This window comes from Streptomyces thermocarboxydus (assembly GCF_024760485.1).
GTDB lineage: Bacteria > Actinomycetota > Actinomycetes > Streptomycetales > Streptomycetaceae > Streptomyces > Streptomyces cellulosae.
Genome location: NZ_CP058273.1, coordinates 5,384,223 through 5,399,538 on the forward strand (window position 1 = coordinate 5,384,223; position 15,316 = coordinate 5,399,538).

Below are 15,316 nucleotides of genomic sequence, written 5' to 3' on the forward strand. Positions count from 1 at the left end.
CGGAGGGAAGCGAGGGTCGCACAATCCGGCGCCTTGTCAGACGTCTGCCCCGCGAATGCTGCTAACAATCGTTCACTTCGGGCTCGTTACGGGTACTCGTATCCTGGACCGTCAGTCGTTCGTCCGTGCGCACGCCGTCAGCGAGCCGGTGTGCGCACAGGTGTGAGAGGGGTCGTGTGTCGGAGCGGAGCAGCGGGCGGCAGATTCCGGTGGTCGTGCTGGCCGGATTCCTCGGCTCGGGAAAGACCACCCTGCTCAACCACCTCCTCCACCGCAGCGGCGGCAGCCGTATCGGCGCGGTCGTGAACGACTTCGGGGCGGTCGAGATCGACGCCATGGCGGTCGCGGGCGCCCTCGGCGACTCGACCGTGTCCCTCGGCAACGGCTGTCTCTGCTGTGCCGTCGACGCCAGTGAGCTCGACGAGTACCTCGAGCGGCTCGCCCGCTCCTCCGCCGGCATCGACGTCATCGTCATCGAGGCGAGCGGCCTGGCCGAACCGCAGGAGCTCGTCCGCATGGTCCTCGCCAGTGAGCTGCCGAACATCGTCTACGGCGGCCTCGTCGAGGTCGTGGACGCCGCCGAGTTCGACGAGACCAGGGCCGCGCACCCCGGCATCGACCGGCATCTGGCGCTCGCCGACCTCGTGGTCGTCAACAAGATCGACCGGGTGGACGACCCGGAACCGGTGCTGAAGACGGTTCGGGACCTCGTCGACCGCGCCGCCGTGGTGCCCGCCACGCACGGCCGGGTCGACCCCGAGTTCCTCTTCGACTGCCGGCCGAGCGAGGAGCGCATCGGGCAGTTGTCCTTCGACGACCTCCATCGGGACGACGCCCCCGAGCAGGAGCAGCACGCTCATCTGCACGCGGGCTACGACACCCTCTCCTTCGTGTCCGAGCGCCCTCTCGACCCCCGTCGCCTCATCGCCTTCCTCGACAGCCGGCCCGCAGGGCTCTACCGCATCAAGGGGTACGTCGACTTCGGCCCCTACGACGTGCGCAACCGGTACGCCGTGCACGCCGTCGGCCGGTTCCTGCGCTTCTACCCCGAGCCGTGGCCGGCCGGCGCCGGGCGGGCGACGCAGCTCGTGCTGATCGGGACCGGCCTCGACACCGGCGCCCTGCGCACCGAGCTGGACGCGTGTGTGAGCGACGACGCCCCACACGCCGACGACGAGGCCGGCATGTGGGGCGTCCTGCGCTACGTCCAGGAGGCCGAGGAACCCGAGGCCTAGACCGGCCCGGCCACCACGGCCACCGTCTTGCCCAGCGACACGCCCGAGCCGTCGCGGCGCGGGTCGATCTCCGGGAGCTCCACCGGGGTGCCGTTCTTCTGCGCCGCGCGCGCCGGGGCGGGGCCCGCCCAGGCCAGGGACAGGCAGTCCTCGCCCTTCAGGAACCGCTGGCAGCGCACGCCGCCGGTGGCCCGGCCCTTGCGCGGGTACTGGTCGAACGGGGTCAGCTTGGCCGTCGTCTGGACCGAGTCGTCGAGCGTGCCGCGCGAGCCCGCGACCGTGAAGACCACCGCGTCCGCCGCCGGGTCGACCGCCGTGAAGCTGATGACCTTCGCGCCCTCGCCGAGCTTGATGCCCGTCATGCCGCCCGCCGGACGTCCCTGCGGACGCACGATCGAGGCCGGGAAGCGCAGCAGCTGCGCGTCGTCGGTGATGAAGACCAGGTCCTCCTCACCTGTGCGCAGTTCGGTCGCGCCGACGATCCGGTCGCCCTCCTTGAGGGTGATGACCTCGAGCTCCTCCTTGTTGGAGGGGTAGTCGGGCACCACGCGCTTGACCACACCCTGCTGGGTGCCGATCGCCAGGCCCGGCGAGGACTCGTCGAGCGTGGTCAGGCACACCACCTGCTCGTCGTCCTCCAGGGACACGAACTCCGCCAGCGGCGCCCCGCCCGACAGGTTCGGCACCGGCATCGACTCCGGCAGCTGGGGCAGGTCGATCACGTTGACCCGGAGCAGCCGGCCCGCCGACGTGACCACGCCGATCTCGCCGCGCGCGGTCGCCGGGACCGCCGAGACGATCACGTCGTGCTTGACGCGCTTGCCCCCGGAGGTGTCGGTGAGCGGCCGGTCGTCGGCGGTGCGCGCCAGCAGACCCGTGGACGACAGGAGTACCCGGCACGGGGTGTCCGCCACCTGCAGCGGCACCGCGGCCGGCGTGGCCGCCGACTCCAGCAGCAGCGTGCGCCGGTCGTCGCCGAACTTCTTCGCCACCGCGGCCAGTTCGGACGAGACCAGCTTGCGCAGCTCCGCGTCCGAATCCAGGATCCGGGTCAGCTCCTCGATCTCCGCGTTCAGCCGGTCCTTCTCGGCCTCCAGCTCGATCCGGTCGTACTTGGTGAGGCGGCGCAGCGGGGTGTCCAGGATGTACTGCGTCTGGATGTCGCTCAGCGAGAAGTGCTCGATGAGCCGCTGCTTGGCCTGCGCCGAGTTCTCGCTGGAGCGGATCAGGCGGATGACCTCGTCGATGTCGAGCAGGGCCGTGAGCAGGCCCTCGACCAGGTGCAGCCGGTCGCGCTTCTTGCCGCGCCGGAACTCCGAGCGGCGGCGCACCACGGTGAAGCGGTGGTCGAGGTAGACCTCGAGCAGCTCCTTGAGGCCGAGCGTGAGCGGCTGGCCGTCGACCAGCGCCACGTTGTTGATGCCGAAGGACTCCTCCATCGGCGTCAGCTTGTACAGCTGCTCCAGCACGGCCTCCGGCACGAAGCCGTTCTTGATCTCGATGACCAGGCGCAGGCCGTGCTCGCGGTCGGTGAGGTCCTTGACGTCCGCGATGCCCTGGAGCTTCTTGGAGCCCACCAGGTCCTTGATCTTGGCGATCACCTTCTCCGGGCCGACCGTGAACGGCAGCTCCGTGACGACCAGGCCCTTGCGGCGCGCGGTGACGTCCTCGACGGTCACCGTCGCGCGGATCTTGAACGTGCCGCGCCCGGTCTCGTAGGCGTCCCGGATGCCGTTGAGGCCGACGATGCGGCCGCCCGTGGGCAGGTCGGGGCCCGGGACGTGCTTCATCAGGGCGTCGAGGTCGGCGTTGGGGTGCCGGATCAGGTGCCGCGCGGCGGCGACGACCTCACGCAGGTTGTGCGGCGGCATGTTGGTGGCCATGCCGACGGCGATGCCCGAGGCGCCGTTCACCAGGAGGTTGGGGAACGCGGCGGGCAGGGCGACCGGTTCCTGCTCCTGGCCGTCGTAGTTGGGCGCGAAGTCGACCGTGTCCTCGTCGATGGACTCGGTCATCAGACTCGTGGCCTCGGCCATGCGGCACTCGGTGTACCGCATGGCGGCCGGCGGGTCGTCGTTGCCCAGCGAGCCGAAGTTGCCGTGGCCGTCCACCAGGGGCAGGCGCATGGAGAACGGCTGCGCCATGCGGACCAGGGCGTCGTAGATCGACGCGTCGCCGTGCGGGTGCAGCTTTCCCATCACCTCGCCCACCACGCGCGCGCACTTGACGTACCCGCGCTCGGGGCGCAGGCCCATCTCGTTCATCTGGTAGACGATGCGGCGGTGCACCGGCTTGAGACCGTCACGCGCGTCGGGCAGGGCGCGGGAGTAGATGACCGAGTACGCGTACTCGAGGAAGGAGCCCTGCATCTCGTCGACGACGTCGATGTCGAGGATCTTCTCCTCGTACGGGTCGTCGGGCGGCGGGGTCTTCGTGCTGCGGCGGGCCATCGCTGCCGGCTCCTTGCTGAAGCGTGGGACGGGATCTGACGCGGACCATTGTGGACCTTCGCACTGACAGGGCGGGACCAGGACCCGGGTCCTGCCGCCCGGTTCGGCGCGGGTACGGCGGCGCGAGCAGGCTACGCGGCTCCGTCGCCGCGCACTTCGCGGGGTCGCCCTGCGGGCGGCGTCCGGGTCTTGGCGGGGCCGCCGCAGACCGCGCCCCCGCCTCCGCGCGGCCCCGTGACCGACGCGGCCCCGCATGAGCGTGACCCGCTCCCCGCCCGAGGGCGCCACCGTCCCCTCCGCGCACCGCCCCCCCGCCCCGGCGCACCCCACCCGCCCGCACCCCTCAGGCGCACGACGGCGCACCCCAGAGGCGACCCGGCGCACACCCCCCGTCACGCGCCGTGCGCTTCCGTCACCCCCGCACCACCCGCCCCACCAGGTTCTCGCTCTCGGCGTAGCCGCCCGGTCCGGGAACTCCACCGGCCGTCCGCACGCTTGCATACAGTGGCAGGACCGGCAGAAACGGCGGTGTCGACGACGACCGCCTCCGCGATCGAAGGGACGTACATGCCCATGGGTCACACGGCCACAGCCCAGGCAGGCTCCGGAGGCCTGACAGCGACCGAACACCGCCTGGCCAACGGCCTGCGCGTGGTGCTCTCCGAGGACCACCTGACCCCGGTCGCGGCGGTGTGCCTCTGGTACGACGTGGGCTCACGGCACGAGGTCAAGGGCCGTACGGGCCTGGCTCACCTTTTCGAGCACCTGATGTTCCAGGGGTCCGCCCAGGTGAAGGGCAACGGCCACTTCGAACTGGTGCAGGGCGCCGGCGGCTCGCTCAACGGCACCACCAGCTTCGAGCGGACCAACTACTTCGAGACCATGCCCGCCCACCAGCTGGAGCTCGCCCTCTGGCTGGAGGCCGACCGCATGGGCTCCCTGCTGACCGCCCTGGACGAGGAGTCCATGGAGAACCAGCGGGACGTCGTGAAGAACGAGCGCCGTCAGCGCTACGACAACGTTCCCTACGGCACCGCCTTCGAGAAGCTGACCGCCCTCGCCTACCCGGAGGGCCACCCGTACCACCACACCCCGATCGGGTCGATGGCCGACCTGGACGCGGCGACCCTGGAGGACGCCCGCCAGTTCTTCCGTACGTACTACGCGCCGAACAACGCGGTGCTGTCCGTGGTCGGCGACATCGACCCCGAGCAGACGCTCGCCTGGATCGAGAAGTACTTCGGCTCCATCCCCTCGCACGACGGCAAGCCCGCCCCGCGCGACGGCTCGCTGCCCGACGTGATCGGCGAGGAGCTGCGCGAGGTCGTCGAGGAGGAGGTCCCGGCGCGGGCGCTGATGGCCGCCTACCGGCTCCCGGAGGACGGCACGCGCGCGTGCGACGCGGCCGACCTGGCGCTCACCGTCCTCGGCGGCGGCGAGTCCTCGCGGATCTACAACCGCCTGGTGCGGCGCGACCGTACGGCCGTCGCGGCCGGGTTCGGCCTGCTGCGGCTGGCCGGGGCGCCGTCCCTGGGCTGGCTGGACGTGAAGACGTCCGGCGATGTCGAGGTGCCGGTGATCGAGGCCGCCATCGACGAGGAGCTCGCCCGGTTCGCCGAGGAGGGCCCCAGTGCCGAGGAGATGGAGCGCGCCCAGGCCCAGCTGGAGCGCGAGTGGCTCGACCGGCTCGGCACGGTCGCCGGGCGCGCCGACGAACTGTGCCGCTACGCCGTGCTGTTCGGCGACCCGCAGCTCGCCCTGACCGCCGTGAGCCGGGTCCTGGAGGTGACGGCCGAGGAGGTCCAGGAGGTCGCCAAGGCGCGCCTGCGGCCCGACAACCGCGCGGTGCTCGTCTACGAGCCCGTCGCCCCGGCGGCTGGTGACGCAGCCGCCGAAGCCACCGAAGCCGCCGCGGCCGCCGCCGACGAGAACGAGGAGACGTCGAAGTGACCGAGCTCGCCACGATGGAGTTCCACCCCCGGCCGCAGGCGGGCGAGGCCAAGCCCTGGGCCTTCCCGGCCCCCGAGCGCGGCTCCCTCGACAACGGCCTGACCGTGCTGCGCTGCCACCGCCCGGGCCAGCAGGTCGTCGCCGTCGAGGTGATCCTCGACGCGCCTCTGGACGCGGAGCCGGAGGGCCTGGACGGCGTCGCCACGATCATGGCGCGGGCCTTCTCCGAGGGCACCGACAAGCACTCCGCCGAGGAGTTCGCCGCCGAGCTGGAGCGCTGCGGCGCCACCCTCGACGCGCACGCCGACCACCCCGGCGTCCGCCTCAGCCTGGAAGTGCCGGCCTCGCGGCTCGCCAAGGGGCTCGGCCTGGTCGCCGACGCCCTGCGCGCGCCCGCCTTCGCCGACAGCGAGATCGAACGCCTGGTCCGCAACCGCCTCGACGAGATCCCGCACGAGCTGGCGAACCCGTCCCGCCGCGCCGCGAAGGAGCTCTCCAGGGAGCTGTTCCCGGCGAGCGCGCGCATGTCGCGCCCGCGCCAGGGCACCGAGGAGACCGTCGAGCGCATCGACTCCGCGGCCGTGCGCGGCTTCTACGAGAAGCACGTCCGCCCGGCCACGGCGACCGCCGTGGTGGTCGGCGACCTCACCGGCGTCGACCTGGACGCGCTGCTCGCCGACACCCTGGGCGCCTGGACGGGCTCCCAGGCGCAGCCGCGGCCCGTCCCGCCGGTCGTCGCGGACGACACCGGCCGCGTGGTCATCGTGGACCGCCCCGGCGCCGTGCAGACGCAGCTGCTGATCGGCCGTACCGGCCCGGACCGGCACGACCGCGTGTGGCCCGCGCAGGTGCTCGGCACGTACTGCCTCGGCGGCACCCTCACCTCGCGCCTGGACCGCGTCCTGCGCGAGGAGAAGGGATACACCTACGGCGTACGGGCGTTCGGCCAGGTGCTGCGCTCGGCCCCCGACGGCACGGGCGCGTCGCTGCTGGCCATTAGCGGCTCGGTCGACACCCCCAACACGGGCCCGGCACTGGACGACCTGTGGACCGTGCTGCGCACGCTGGCCGCCGAGGGCCTCACGGACGACGAGCGGGAAGTCGCCGTGCAGAACCTGGTGGGCGTGGCGCCGCTCAAGTACGAGACGGCCGCGGCCGTCGCGGGCACCCTGGCCGACCAGGTCGAGCAGCACCTGCCGGACCACTACCAGGCCGACCTGTACCGGCAGTTGGCCGCGACCGGCACGGTGGAGGCCACGGCGGCCGTCGTGAACGCCTTCCCGGTGGACCGTCTGGTGACCGTGCTCGTCGGTGACGCGGCGCAGATCAAGGAGCCCGTGGAGGCGCTCGGGATCGGCGAAGTCACGGTCGTCACGGCCGAGTAGGCGCGGCGGAACGCACGCGCGCGGGAGCCCCGGCGGCGGGAACGTCACCGGGGCTCCCTTATGCCCGAATTGGGGCGGAGGTTGCCTGTCTGCCCTGTGGGATGCGCTACAAAACCATGGATTCGTTTGGGGATTGCGAGATGTCCCGCTTAGCTTCGTGCGGGCTGTTCGTCGGGCAGTGCGCCGCATCCGCGGCACCGGACAGTCATCGCCGAGTCCCCGTACGGCGCGAGCCAGGGGAGCCGGGGACCCACACGTAGTCCCTGGGGTGAATCGGACGCCCGCGCGTGTCGCGAGGGTGTCCGTAGGAGACCTTCCTGCTCCGAACCCGTCAGCTAACCCGGTAGGCGAGAGGGAAGGAAAGGACCAGCTTGTACATGGCGTTCACCCGCGCCACCGGGAAGCACCGTCGTCCCAGCCGCGTCCAGCGCGGCACCGCCCGCGCCGCGGGCGTCGCGGCCCTCGCGGGCACCGGCGTCGTCGGCTCCTTCGCGGCCCCCGCGCTCGCCGCCGAACCGGCCGCCGCCCAGACCGGCCTCACCCCTGTCGTGACCCTCGGCGACGTGGTCGCCGACCGCATCGACGCCCAGGCCGCAGCCCAGCACGAGGCCGCCCGCGTGGCGGCCCAGGAGGCCGCGCGCAAGGCCGCCGAGGAGGCGGCCCGCGAGCGCGCCGTCGAGGAGGCGGAGAAGGCCCGCGCCGAGAAGGAGCGCGCCGCGCGTGAGGCGGAGCGCAAGCGCCTCAACACCTTCGTCTCCCCGATCCCCGGCTCCTACGTGTCGACCGGCTACCAGAGCGGCGGCGCCATCTGGTCGTCCGGCAGCCACACCGGGATCGACTTCCACGCCGCGAGCGGCACGCCCGTCCACTCCGTCGGCGTCGGCACGGTCGTCGAGGCCGGCTGGGGCGGCGCGTACGGCAACCAGGTCGTCATCAAGATGCACGACGGCACGTACACCCAGTACGGGCACCTGTCGTCGATCGGGGTGTCGGTGGGCCAGGAGGTCGCCGCCGGTGAGCAGATCGGCCTGTCCGGCGCCACCGGCAACGTCACTGGCGCCCACCTGCACTTCGAGGCGCGCATGTCCCCCGAGTACGGCTCCGACCTCGACCCGGTCGCCTACCTCCGGTCGCACGGCGTGAACATCTGAGGCGTCGTCGCGCCCTCCCCGCGGCGTAACCGACCCGCCCTCAAGCCCCGGCTCCCGCGAGCCGGGGCTTTCGCCGTTTTCGAACCCGTCCGCCCATGCGCCGCCTGTCCAAAAATTATGTATGGATTCCGGTCCGCCGTCGGAAATTGTCTCCGGTTGCAATAGAGTCACGAACGGACGTCAATCGTCGACGTTTCACGGGGATTAAGCCGGAGGTCGGTCATGCGTATTCCCGCGCACTCGGTGTGCACGGCGATCCGGGACGACATCGTCGCCGGTGTCTACGAGCGCGGGGGCCGGCTCACCGAGGAACTGCTCGCCCGCCGCTACGGGGTCTCCCGGGTCCCCGTCCGCGAGGCGCTGCGCACCCTGGAGGCCGAGGGGTTCGTGGTGACCCGGCGACACGCGGGCGCGTGCGTCGCGGAGCCCACCGAGCAGGAGGCCGCCGACCTCCTGGAGATGCGCCAGCTCCTGGAGCCGCTCGGCGCCTCCCGGGCGGCCCAGCGGCGCACCGACGCCCATCTCAGGGTGCTGCGCGGCCTGGTCAGGCTGGGGCAGGAACGCGCACGTCAGGGCAACAGCGACGACCTGCGCTCGCTGGGCGGCTGGTTCCACGAGACGCTCGCCCAGGCCTCCGGCAGCCCGGCGCTGACGTCGATGCTGACCCAGCTCAGGCACAAGATCGCCTGGATGTACGCGGTGGACGGGCCGCCCGACCCGGTCGCGTACTGGGCGGAGCACGGCGCCATCGTGGACGCCGTGGCACGCGGCGACGGCGAGCGCGCCCGGACCCTCACGGCCCTGCACACCGAGCAGGCGAACGCCGGACACCGGCTGCGGTTCGGCTCCGGAGCCGAACGCGCCGTCCGCACGGACCGTGTGAGGAACTCGCAACATCCCGTAAACATGACGGGCCTGCGCCATTAACACGAGTCCCGTATACAAAGAGGGCGGAAATCGCGGGGGCTTTTTCTGCTGCCCGGAAATGGGAATGAGAAAGGCCCGCCCGGTGGTCCGGGCGGGCCTTTCCGTGTCGCACGGCACTCGCGTGCGGAATTCGTGGTCAGACGGTCTCGGGGAGTTCCTCGAGACCCTCGGCGACCAGTTTCGCCAGACGGTCCAGGGCGGCGTCCGCGCCCTCGGCGTCGGAGGCGAGGACGATCTCCTCACCGCCCTGCGCGCCCAGGCCCAGGACGGCCAGCATCGAGGCCGCGTTGACGGGGGTGCCCCCGGCCTTGGCGATCGTCACCGGGACGCCTGCGGCCGTGGCGGCTCGGACGAAGATGGAGGCGGGGCGGGCGTGGAGACCCTCGGCCCAGCCGACGTTGACGCGGCGCTCAGCCATGTGTTGCTGCCCTTCGCTGTTCAGGGTTGTCTAGACCAGTCTTCCATATCGTGGCGCGTGCCCGGAGCGGCGTCCGGGACGGCCCGACGACCCCCGGGCCGCGGCCTCGGCCCGGCGGTCGTCACCACAGACTGCCTCGCGCCGCCGTCGGACGCGAGCCGTACTCTGGGGCCCATGCAGACCTCGTCGGACCGCCACGAGTACCCCGCCCACTGGGAGGCCGACGTGGTGCTGCGCGACGGCGGCACCGCGCGCATCCGTCCCATCACCGCGGACGACGCGGAGCGGCTGGTCAGCTTCTACGAGCAGGTGTCCGACGAGTCGAAGTACTACCGCTTCTTCGCGCCCTACCCGCGGCTGTCGGCCAAGGACGTGCACCGCTTCACCCACCACGACTTCGTGGACCGCGTCGGGCTCGCGGCGACCGTCGGCGACGACTTCATCGGCACCGTGCGCTACGACCGCATCGGCGCGGGCGGGCGGCCCGCGACCGGCGAGGAGGCCGACGAGGCCGAGGTCGCGTTCCTGGTGCAGGACGCCCACCAGGGCCGGGGCGTCGCCTCCGCCCTCCTGGAGCACATCGCCGCGGTCGCCCGGGAGCGGGGCATCCGCCGGTTCGCCGCCGAGGTGCTGCCCGCCAACACCAAGATGATCAAGGTGTTCACCGACGCCGGGTACACCCAGAAGCGCAGCTTCGAGGACGGCGTGGTGCGCCTGGAGTTCGACCTCGAACCCACCGACCGCTCCCTGGCCGTGCAGTACGCGCGCGAGCAGCGCGCGGAGGCCCGCTCGGTGCAGCGGCTCCTCGCCCCCGGCGCGGTCGCCGTCATCGGCACCGGCCGCGCGCCCGGCGGCGTCGGACGCAGCATCCTCGGCAACATCCGCGACGCCGGCTTCACCGGCCGCCTCTACGCCGTCAACGGGGCGCTGCCGGAGGGGGAGAAGGAGCTCGACGGCGTTCCCGCCTTCCGCTCCGTGCGCGACATCGACGGACCCGTGGACCTCGCGGTCGTCGCGGTGCCCGCCGAACGGGTCCCCGAGGTGGTCGCCGAGTGCGGCGAGCACGAGGTCCAGGGCCTCGTCGTGGTCTCCGCCGGCTACGCCGAGTCCGGCCCCGAGGGCAGGGAGCGCCAGCGCGCCCTGGTCCGGCAGGCCCGCAGCTACGGCATGCGGATCATCGGACCGAACTCCTTCGGCGTCATCAACACCTCGCCCGAGGTGCGGCTGAACGCCTCGCTCGCCCCCGACATGCCCCGCGCCGGACGCATCGGCCTGTTCGCCCAGTCCGGCGCCATCGGCGTCGCGCTGCTGTCCCGGCTGCACCGGCGCGGCGGCGGCGTCACCGGCGTCACCGGCCTGTCCACGTTCGTCTCCTCCGGCAACCGCGCCGACGTCTCCGGCAACGACGTCCTGCAGTACTGGTACGAGGACGCCGACACCGACGTCGCCCTGATGTACCTGGAGTCCATCGGCAACCCCCGCAAGTTCACCCGCCTCGCCCGCCGCACCGCCGCCGCCAAGCCGCTGGTCGTGGTGCAGGGCGCGCGCCACGGAGCCGGACCGCGCGGGCACGCCGTCCGCGCCACCCAGCTGCCGCACGCCACGGTCTCCGCCCTGCTGCGCCAGGCCGGGGTGATCCGCGTGGACACCATCACCGAACTGGTCGACGCCGGCCTGCTGCTCGCCCGCCAGCCCCTCCCCGCCGGACCCCGGGTGGCCATCCTCGGCAACTCCGAGTCCCTGGGCCTGCTCACCTACGACGCCTGCCTCGCCGAAGGGCTGCGCCCGCACCCCCCGCAGGACCTCACCACCGCCGCCTCCGCGGCCGACTTCCACGCGGCGCTCTCCCGCGCCCTGGCCGACGACTCCTCCGACGCGGTCGTCGTCACCGCCATCCCCTCGGTGGGGGAGGGCTCGGTGGGCGACGCGGCCCTGGCGGAGGCGCTGCGCTCGGCCGCCGCCGAGCAGCCCACCAAGCCGGTCCTCGTGGTCCACGTCGAACTGGGCGGCCTCGCCGAGGCCCTGTCCGCCGCGACGAGCACAGCGCCCCAGCCGGGCGCCGCCTCCGGCCCGGTCCCCACGGCGGGCGGCACACCGGCGGGGGAGCGCGCGGCACCCCGCACGGGGGCGGACGCCAAGGGCGCACCCGCACCACCCCCCGAGGGCGCCCACCCCATTCCCGCCTACCCCGCCGCCGAGCGTGCCGTACGGGCGCTCGCGCAGGCCGTGGCGTACGGGCAGTGGAGGCGGGACGCGGCCGACCCCGGCAAGGTGCCGGAGTACGAGGACATCGACGAGCGGGGCGCCGCCGCCCTCATCGACGGGCTGCTCGCCCGCGGCCAGGGCCTCACCCTCACCACCGAGGCCACCTGCGAACTGCTCGCCGCCTACGGCGTCCACGTCCACCGCGCCCTGCCCGCGCCCACCCCCGACGCCGCCGCCGAGGCCGCCCGCACCCTCGGCTATCCGGTCGCCCTCAAGGCGACCGCCCCGCACCTCAGGCACCGCGCCGACCTCGGCGGCGTCCGCCTCGACCTCGCCGACGAGGACCAGCTGCGCCGGGCGTACGCCGAGCTCACCGAGCTGTTCGGCGGCCCCGAGGAGCTGCGTCCCGTGGTGCAGCGGATGGCCCCGCGCGGGGTGGACACCGTGGTCCGCGCCGTCATCGACCCGGCGGCCGGCGCAGTGCTGTCCTTCGGGCTCGCCGGGGCCGCCTCCCAGCTGCTCGGCGACATGGCGCACCGCCTGATCCCGGTGACCGACCGGGACGCCACCTCGCTGGTCCGCTCGATCCGCACGGCGCCGCTGCTGTTCGGCTGGCGCGGCTCGGCGCCCGTCGACACCCCCGCGCTCGAGGAGCTGATGCTGCGGGTGTCGCGCCTGGTCCACGACCATCCCGAGGTGGTCGCGGTCACCCTGGAGCCGGTCGTCGTCGCCCCGTACGGCGTCAGCGTCCTCGGCGCCTCCGTACGCCTGGCGCCGCCGCCCGCCCGCGACGACCACGGCCCCCGGACCCTCCCCGCGTACTGACCCGGGGCGAGCGGTGCCTCGCAGTCGGTGGCCACCCGTAGGATGGGCCACATGGCCAAGACCAGTACGACGTCCCAGGGGCTGCGGGCGGCGATCGAGCGCAGCGGCTACTACCCGGCCCTCGTGGCCGAGGCGGTGGAGGCCGCCGTGGGCGGCGAGCCCGTGCGGTCGTACCTGGTCCACCAGGAGACGACGTTCGACCAGAACGAGGTGCGGCGGCACGTGACCGTGCTCGTCCTCACCGCCAACCGCTTCATCGTCAGCCACACCGACGAGCAGGCCGCCGACAGCACCTCCCCGACCCCCTACGCCACCACGTCCACCGAGTCGGTCAAGCTCGGCCGGATCTCGTCGATCGTGGTCAGCCGCGTGGTCGCCAACCCCGAGTCGTACACGCCGGGCACGCTGCCGCGCGAGATCGTCCTCACCATCGGCTGGGGCGCGGTCTCCCGCCTCGACCTGGAGCCGGCCGCCTGCGGCGACCCCGACTGCGAGGCCGACCACGGCTACACGGGCAGCTCGACGGCCGACGACCTGAGCCTGCGCGTCAGCGAGGCCGGTGACGGACCGGAGACCGTGCGCCAGGCGCTCGCCTTCGCCCAGGCCCTCTCCGAGGCGACCGCGGACCTGCACTGATGGCTCACCCCCCGCCCGCCGCCCACGACCGAGGACCCCTTGCCCCCGGCTGGGACACCCACCCGGAGCCCCTCGCGGTCGGCTCCGCGCCCGTCCCGGACTACGGCACCGGCTCCCTGGCCGACCTGCTGCCCACCCTCGCGGCGGGCCTCGGCGTCCCCGGCATGACCGCGGGCATCGGCGAGCTGACCCCCGCCGACCGCAACTGCGTCTTCCTCATCGACGGCCTGGGCTGGGAGCAGCTCAAGGCCCACCCGGAGGAGGCGCCGTTCATGACGTCCCTGCTGTCCGCCTCGCGCGGCGGCACCGGACGTCCGATCACCGCGGGCTACCCGGCGACCACCGCGACCTCCCTCGCCTCCGTCGGCACCGGCCTGCCCCCGGGCGCGCACGGCCTGCCCGGCTACACCGTGCGCGACCCGGACACCGGCGCGCTGATGAACCAGCTGCGCTGGCAGCCCTGGACCCCGCCGGGCGCCTGGCAGCCGTACCCGACCGTGTTCGAGCTGGCGCACCGCGCGGGTGTGCACGCCGCGCAGGTGTCCTCCCCGACCTTCGCCAACACCCCGCTGACCAAGGTGGCGTTGAGCGGCGGCACCTTCCAGGGGCGGCTGTCCGGCGAGGACCGCATGGACGCCGCCGCGGAGCAACTGGCCTTGGCCGACCGCGCTCTGGTGTACACGTACTACGCCGAGGTCGACGGCGCCGGCCACCGCTTCGGCGTGGACTCCGACACCTGGCGCGGCCAGCTCATGTACGTGGACCGCCTGGTGCAGCGCCTCGCCGAGCAACTCCCGCCGCGCAGCGCCCTGTACGTCACCGCCGACCACGGCATGGTGGACATCCCGTTCGACGAGACGCACCGCATCGACTTCGACGAGGACTGGGAGCTGAAGGCGGGCGTCGCCCTGCTCGGCGGCGAGGGCCGCGCGCGCCATGTGTACGCGGTGCCCGGCGCCGCAGGCGACGTGCTGGCGTGCTGGCGCGAGGTGCTCGGCGAGCAGTTCTGGGTCGCCTCCCGCGACGAGGCGATCGCCGCGGGCTGGTTCGGACCGGAGATCGACGAGCGGGTGTACCACCGGCTCGGTGACGTGATCGCCGCCGCGCGGGACGACGTCCTGCTCGTCGCCTCCGAGCGGGAGCCCAGGGAGTCGGCGATGGTCGGCAACCACGGTTCCATGACCCCTGCCGAGCAGCTGGTTCCCCTGCTCGAAGTACGCTCCTGACGCGCTCCGCCGTCCCTGCCCCCTGCCGAAAGGTTGCCGACCCCTGATGTCCGAGCTGGTGTTCTTCTGCGGAACGATGGACTGCGGGAAGTCGACCCTCGCTCTGCAGATCGAGCACAACCGGTCGGCACGCGGCCTGGTCGGCATGATCTTCACCCGTAACGACCGGGCCGGCGAGGGCAAGCTCTCCTCCCGTCTGGGCCTGGTCACGGACGCGGTGGAGGTGGAGGACGGCGCCGACCTGTACGCGCACCTCGTCGACCATCTCTCGCAGGGCCGCCGGGCGGACTACGTGATCGCCGACGAGGCGCAGTTCCTGGACCCCGAGCAGATCGACCAGCTCGCGCGCGTGGTGGACGACCTGGACCTGGACGTCTACGCCTTCGGTATCACCACCGACTTCCGCTCCAAGCTGTTCCCCGGCTCCCAGCGTCTGGTCGAACTCGCCGACCGCGTCGAGGTGCTCCAGGTCGAGGCCCTGTGCTGGTGCGGCGCCCGTGCCACGCACAACGCCCGTACGGTCGGCGGCGTGATGGTCGTCGAGGGCGCCCAGGTCGTCGTCGGGGATGTCACCGGCTCCGCGGACGAGATCGGCTACGAGGTGTTGTGCCGGCGCCATCACCGGCGCCGGATGACGGCGGCGACGGCGAGGGCGGCGGCGCTGGCACCGGATGTGCTGCCGGTGTCGTCGAGCTGAACGGGCTTGAAGGACCGGGTACTTTTCCAAACAAGTGATCGAATTCTGCGGCCGGTCCCGCTATGATCGTCGACTGGCAAGGCCGTAGCGCAGAGGTCGTCGCGCCCACGCATCAAGCTGGAGGACGTCGGTTCGAATCCGACCGGTCTTGCCGCCCTAGTCGTGGAGAAACGTCGACAGACGTCGGTCCGTCCTGGGCGGGCGGGGGCCA

Annotated in this window: 11 protein-coding genes, 1 pseudogene and 1 riboswitch; of the genes and pseudogenes, 10 read left to right on the top strand and 2 right to left on the bottom strand. The window is 72.8% G+C overall.

Going from position 1 to position 15,316, the window contains the following annotated elements:
• The first annotated feature begins 176 nt into the window (after positions 1 to 176).
• Complete coding sequence (locus AY578_RS24860; RefSeq protein WP_258905555.1) at positions 177 to 1,235, top strand: CobW family GTP-binding protein; 1,059 nt, start codon at positions 177 to 179, stop codon at positions 1,233 to 1,235.
• On the opposite strand, the gene AY578_RS24865 is transcribed toward AY578_RS24860, so the two are convergent.
• A complete protein-coding gene (locus tag AY578_RS24865; protein ID WP_019526337.1) occupies positions 1,232 to 3,685 on the bottom strand; it encodes a DNA gyrase/topoisomerase IV subunit A in 2,454 nt (817 codons plus the stop codon). The genes AY578_RS24860 and AY578_RS24865 overlap by 4 nt on opposite strands.
• A gap of 567 nt (positions 3,686 to 4,252) precedes the next feature.
• On the opposite strand from AY578_RS24865, the gene AY578_RS24870 reads away from it, so the two are divergent.
• The 4 genes from AY578_RS24870 to AY578_RS24885 all read left to right on the top strand — a co-directional run bounded on the left by AY578_RS24870 (position 4,253) and on the right by AY578_RS24885 (position 9,098).
• Entirely contained in the window at positions 4,253 to 5,635 is a 1,383-nt protein-coding gene (locus AY578_RS24870; RefSeq protein WP_161231004.1) for a M16 family metallopeptidase, read from the top strand.
• Positions 5,632 to 7,020, top strand: a complete 1,389-nt coding sequence (locus AY578_RS24875; RefSeq protein ID WP_161231003.1) for a M16 family metallopeptidase — start codon at positions 5,632 to 5,634, stop codon at positions 7,018 to 7,020. The genes AY578_RS24870 and AY578_RS24875 overlap by 4 nt, the downstream gene beginning before the upstream one ends.
• Before the next feature lie 199 nt (positions 7,021 to 7,219).
• Positions 7,220 to 7,385, top strand: a riboswitch (cyclic di-AMP (ydaO/yuaA leader).
• A 12-nt stretch (positions 7,386 to 7,397) separates the two neighbouring features.
• The gene (locus tag AY578_RS24880) at positions 7,398 to 8,171 is read left to right on the top strand and encodes a M23 family metallopeptidase (protein ID WP_019526340.1); all 774 of its coding nucleotides are present in this window, start codon (positions 7,398 to 7,400) and stop codon (positions 8,169 to 8,171) included.
• A gap of 222 nt (positions 8,172 to 8,393) precedes the next feature.
• The gene (locus AY578_RS24885) at positions 8,394 to 9,098 is read left to right on the top strand and encodes a GntR family transcriptional regulator (RefSeq protein ID WP_258905556.1); all 705 of its coding nucleotides are present in this window, start codon (positions 8,394 to 8,396) and stop codon (positions 9,096 to 9,098) included.
• Positions 9,099 to 9,234: 136 nt separating this feature from the next.
• Here the strand turns inward: AY578_RS24885 and AY578_RS24890 are convergent, their stop codons facing one another.
• Positions 9,235 to 9,516: an HPr family phosphocarrier protein gene (locus AY578_RS24890; protein WP_006136411.1), complete on the bottom strand. Its 282-nt coding sequence runs from the start codon at positions 9,514 to 9,516 to the stop codon at positions 9,235 to 9,237.
• Between the two features lie 174 nt (positions 9,517 to 9,690).
• Between AY578_RS24890 and AY578_RS24895 the strand changes: the two genes are divergently transcribed.
• The 5 genes and pseudogenes from AY578_RS24895 to AY578_RS24915 all read left to right on the top strand — a co-directional run bounded on the left by AY578_RS24895 (position 9,691) and on the right by AY578_RS24915 (position 15,256).
• The gene (locus AY578_RS24895) at positions 9,691 to 12,546 is read left to right on the top strand and encodes a bifunctional acetate--CoA ligase family protein/GNAT family N-acetyltransferase (RefSeq protein WP_258905561.1); all 2,856 of its coding nucleotides are present in this window, start codon (positions 9,691 to 9,693) and stop codon (positions 12,544 to 12,546) included.
• Positions 12,547 to 12,597: 51 nt separating this feature from the next.
• Positions 12,598 to 13,182, top strand: a complete 585-nt coding sequence (locus AY578_RS24900) for a DUF5998 family protein (RefSeq protein ID WP_019526343.1) — start codon at positions 12,598 to 12,600, stop codon at positions 13,180 to 13,182.
• Complete coding sequence (locus tag AY578_RS24905) at positions 13,182 to 14,408, top strand: alkaline phosphatase family protein (protein WP_028960121.1); 1,227 nt, start codon at positions 13,182 to 13,184, stop codon at positions 14,406 to 14,408. Before AY578_RS24900 ends, AY578_RS24905 begins: the two co-directional genes overlap by 1 nt.
• A gap of 46 nt (positions 14,409 to 14,454) precedes the next feature.
• The gene (locus AY578_RS24910; RefSeq protein ID WP_019526345.1) at positions 14,455 to 15,105 is read left to right on the top strand and encodes a thymidine kinase; all 651 of its coding nucleotides are present in this window, start codon (positions 14,455 to 14,457) and stop codon (positions 15,103 to 15,105) included.
• 78 nt (positions 15,106 to 15,183) lie between these two features.
• Positions 15,184 to 15,256: pseudogene (locus AY578_RS24915) on the top strand.
• Positions 15,257 to 15,316 lie beyond the last annotated feature (60 nt).

Bases quoted from the DNA above. Each gene is read 5' to 3' on its own strand.
- AY578_RS24905 (WP_028960121.1), top strand. From the start codon at position 13,182: ATGGCTCACCCCCCGCCCGCCGCCCACGACCGAGGACCCCTTGCCCCC.
- AY578_RS24900 (WP_019526343.1), top strand. From the start codon at position 12,598: ATGGCCAAGACCAGTACGACGTCCCAGGGGCTGCGGGCGGCGATCGAG.
- AY578_RS24880 (WP_019526340.1), top strand. From the start codon at position 7,398: ATGGCGTTCACCCGCGCCACCGGGAAGCACCGTCGTCCCAGCCGCGTC.
- AY578_RS24910 (WP_019526345.1), top strand. From the start codon at position 14,455: ATGTCCGAGCTGGTGTTCTTCTGCGGAACGATGGACTGCGGGAAGTCG.
- AY578_RS24895 (WP_258905561.1), top strand. From the start codon at position 9,691: ATGCAGACCTCGTCGGACCGCCACGAGTACCCCGCCCACTGGGAGGCC.
- AY578_RS24870 (WP_161231004.1), top strand. From the start codon at position 4,253: ATGCCCATGGGTCACACGGCCACAGCCCAGGCAGGCTCCGGAGGCCTG.
- AY578_RS24885 (WP_258905556.1), top strand. From the start codon at position 8,394: ATGCGTATTCCCGCGCACTCGGTGTGCACGGCGATCCGGGACGACATC.
- AY578_RS24890 (WP_006136411.1), bottom strand. From the start codon at position 9,516: ATGGCTGAGCGCCGCGTCAACGTCGGCTGGGCCGAGGGTCTCCACGCC.
- AY578_RS24865 (WP_019526337.1), bottom strand. From the start codon at position 3,685: ATGGCCCGCCGCAGCACGAAGACCCCGCCGCCCGACGACCCGTACGAG.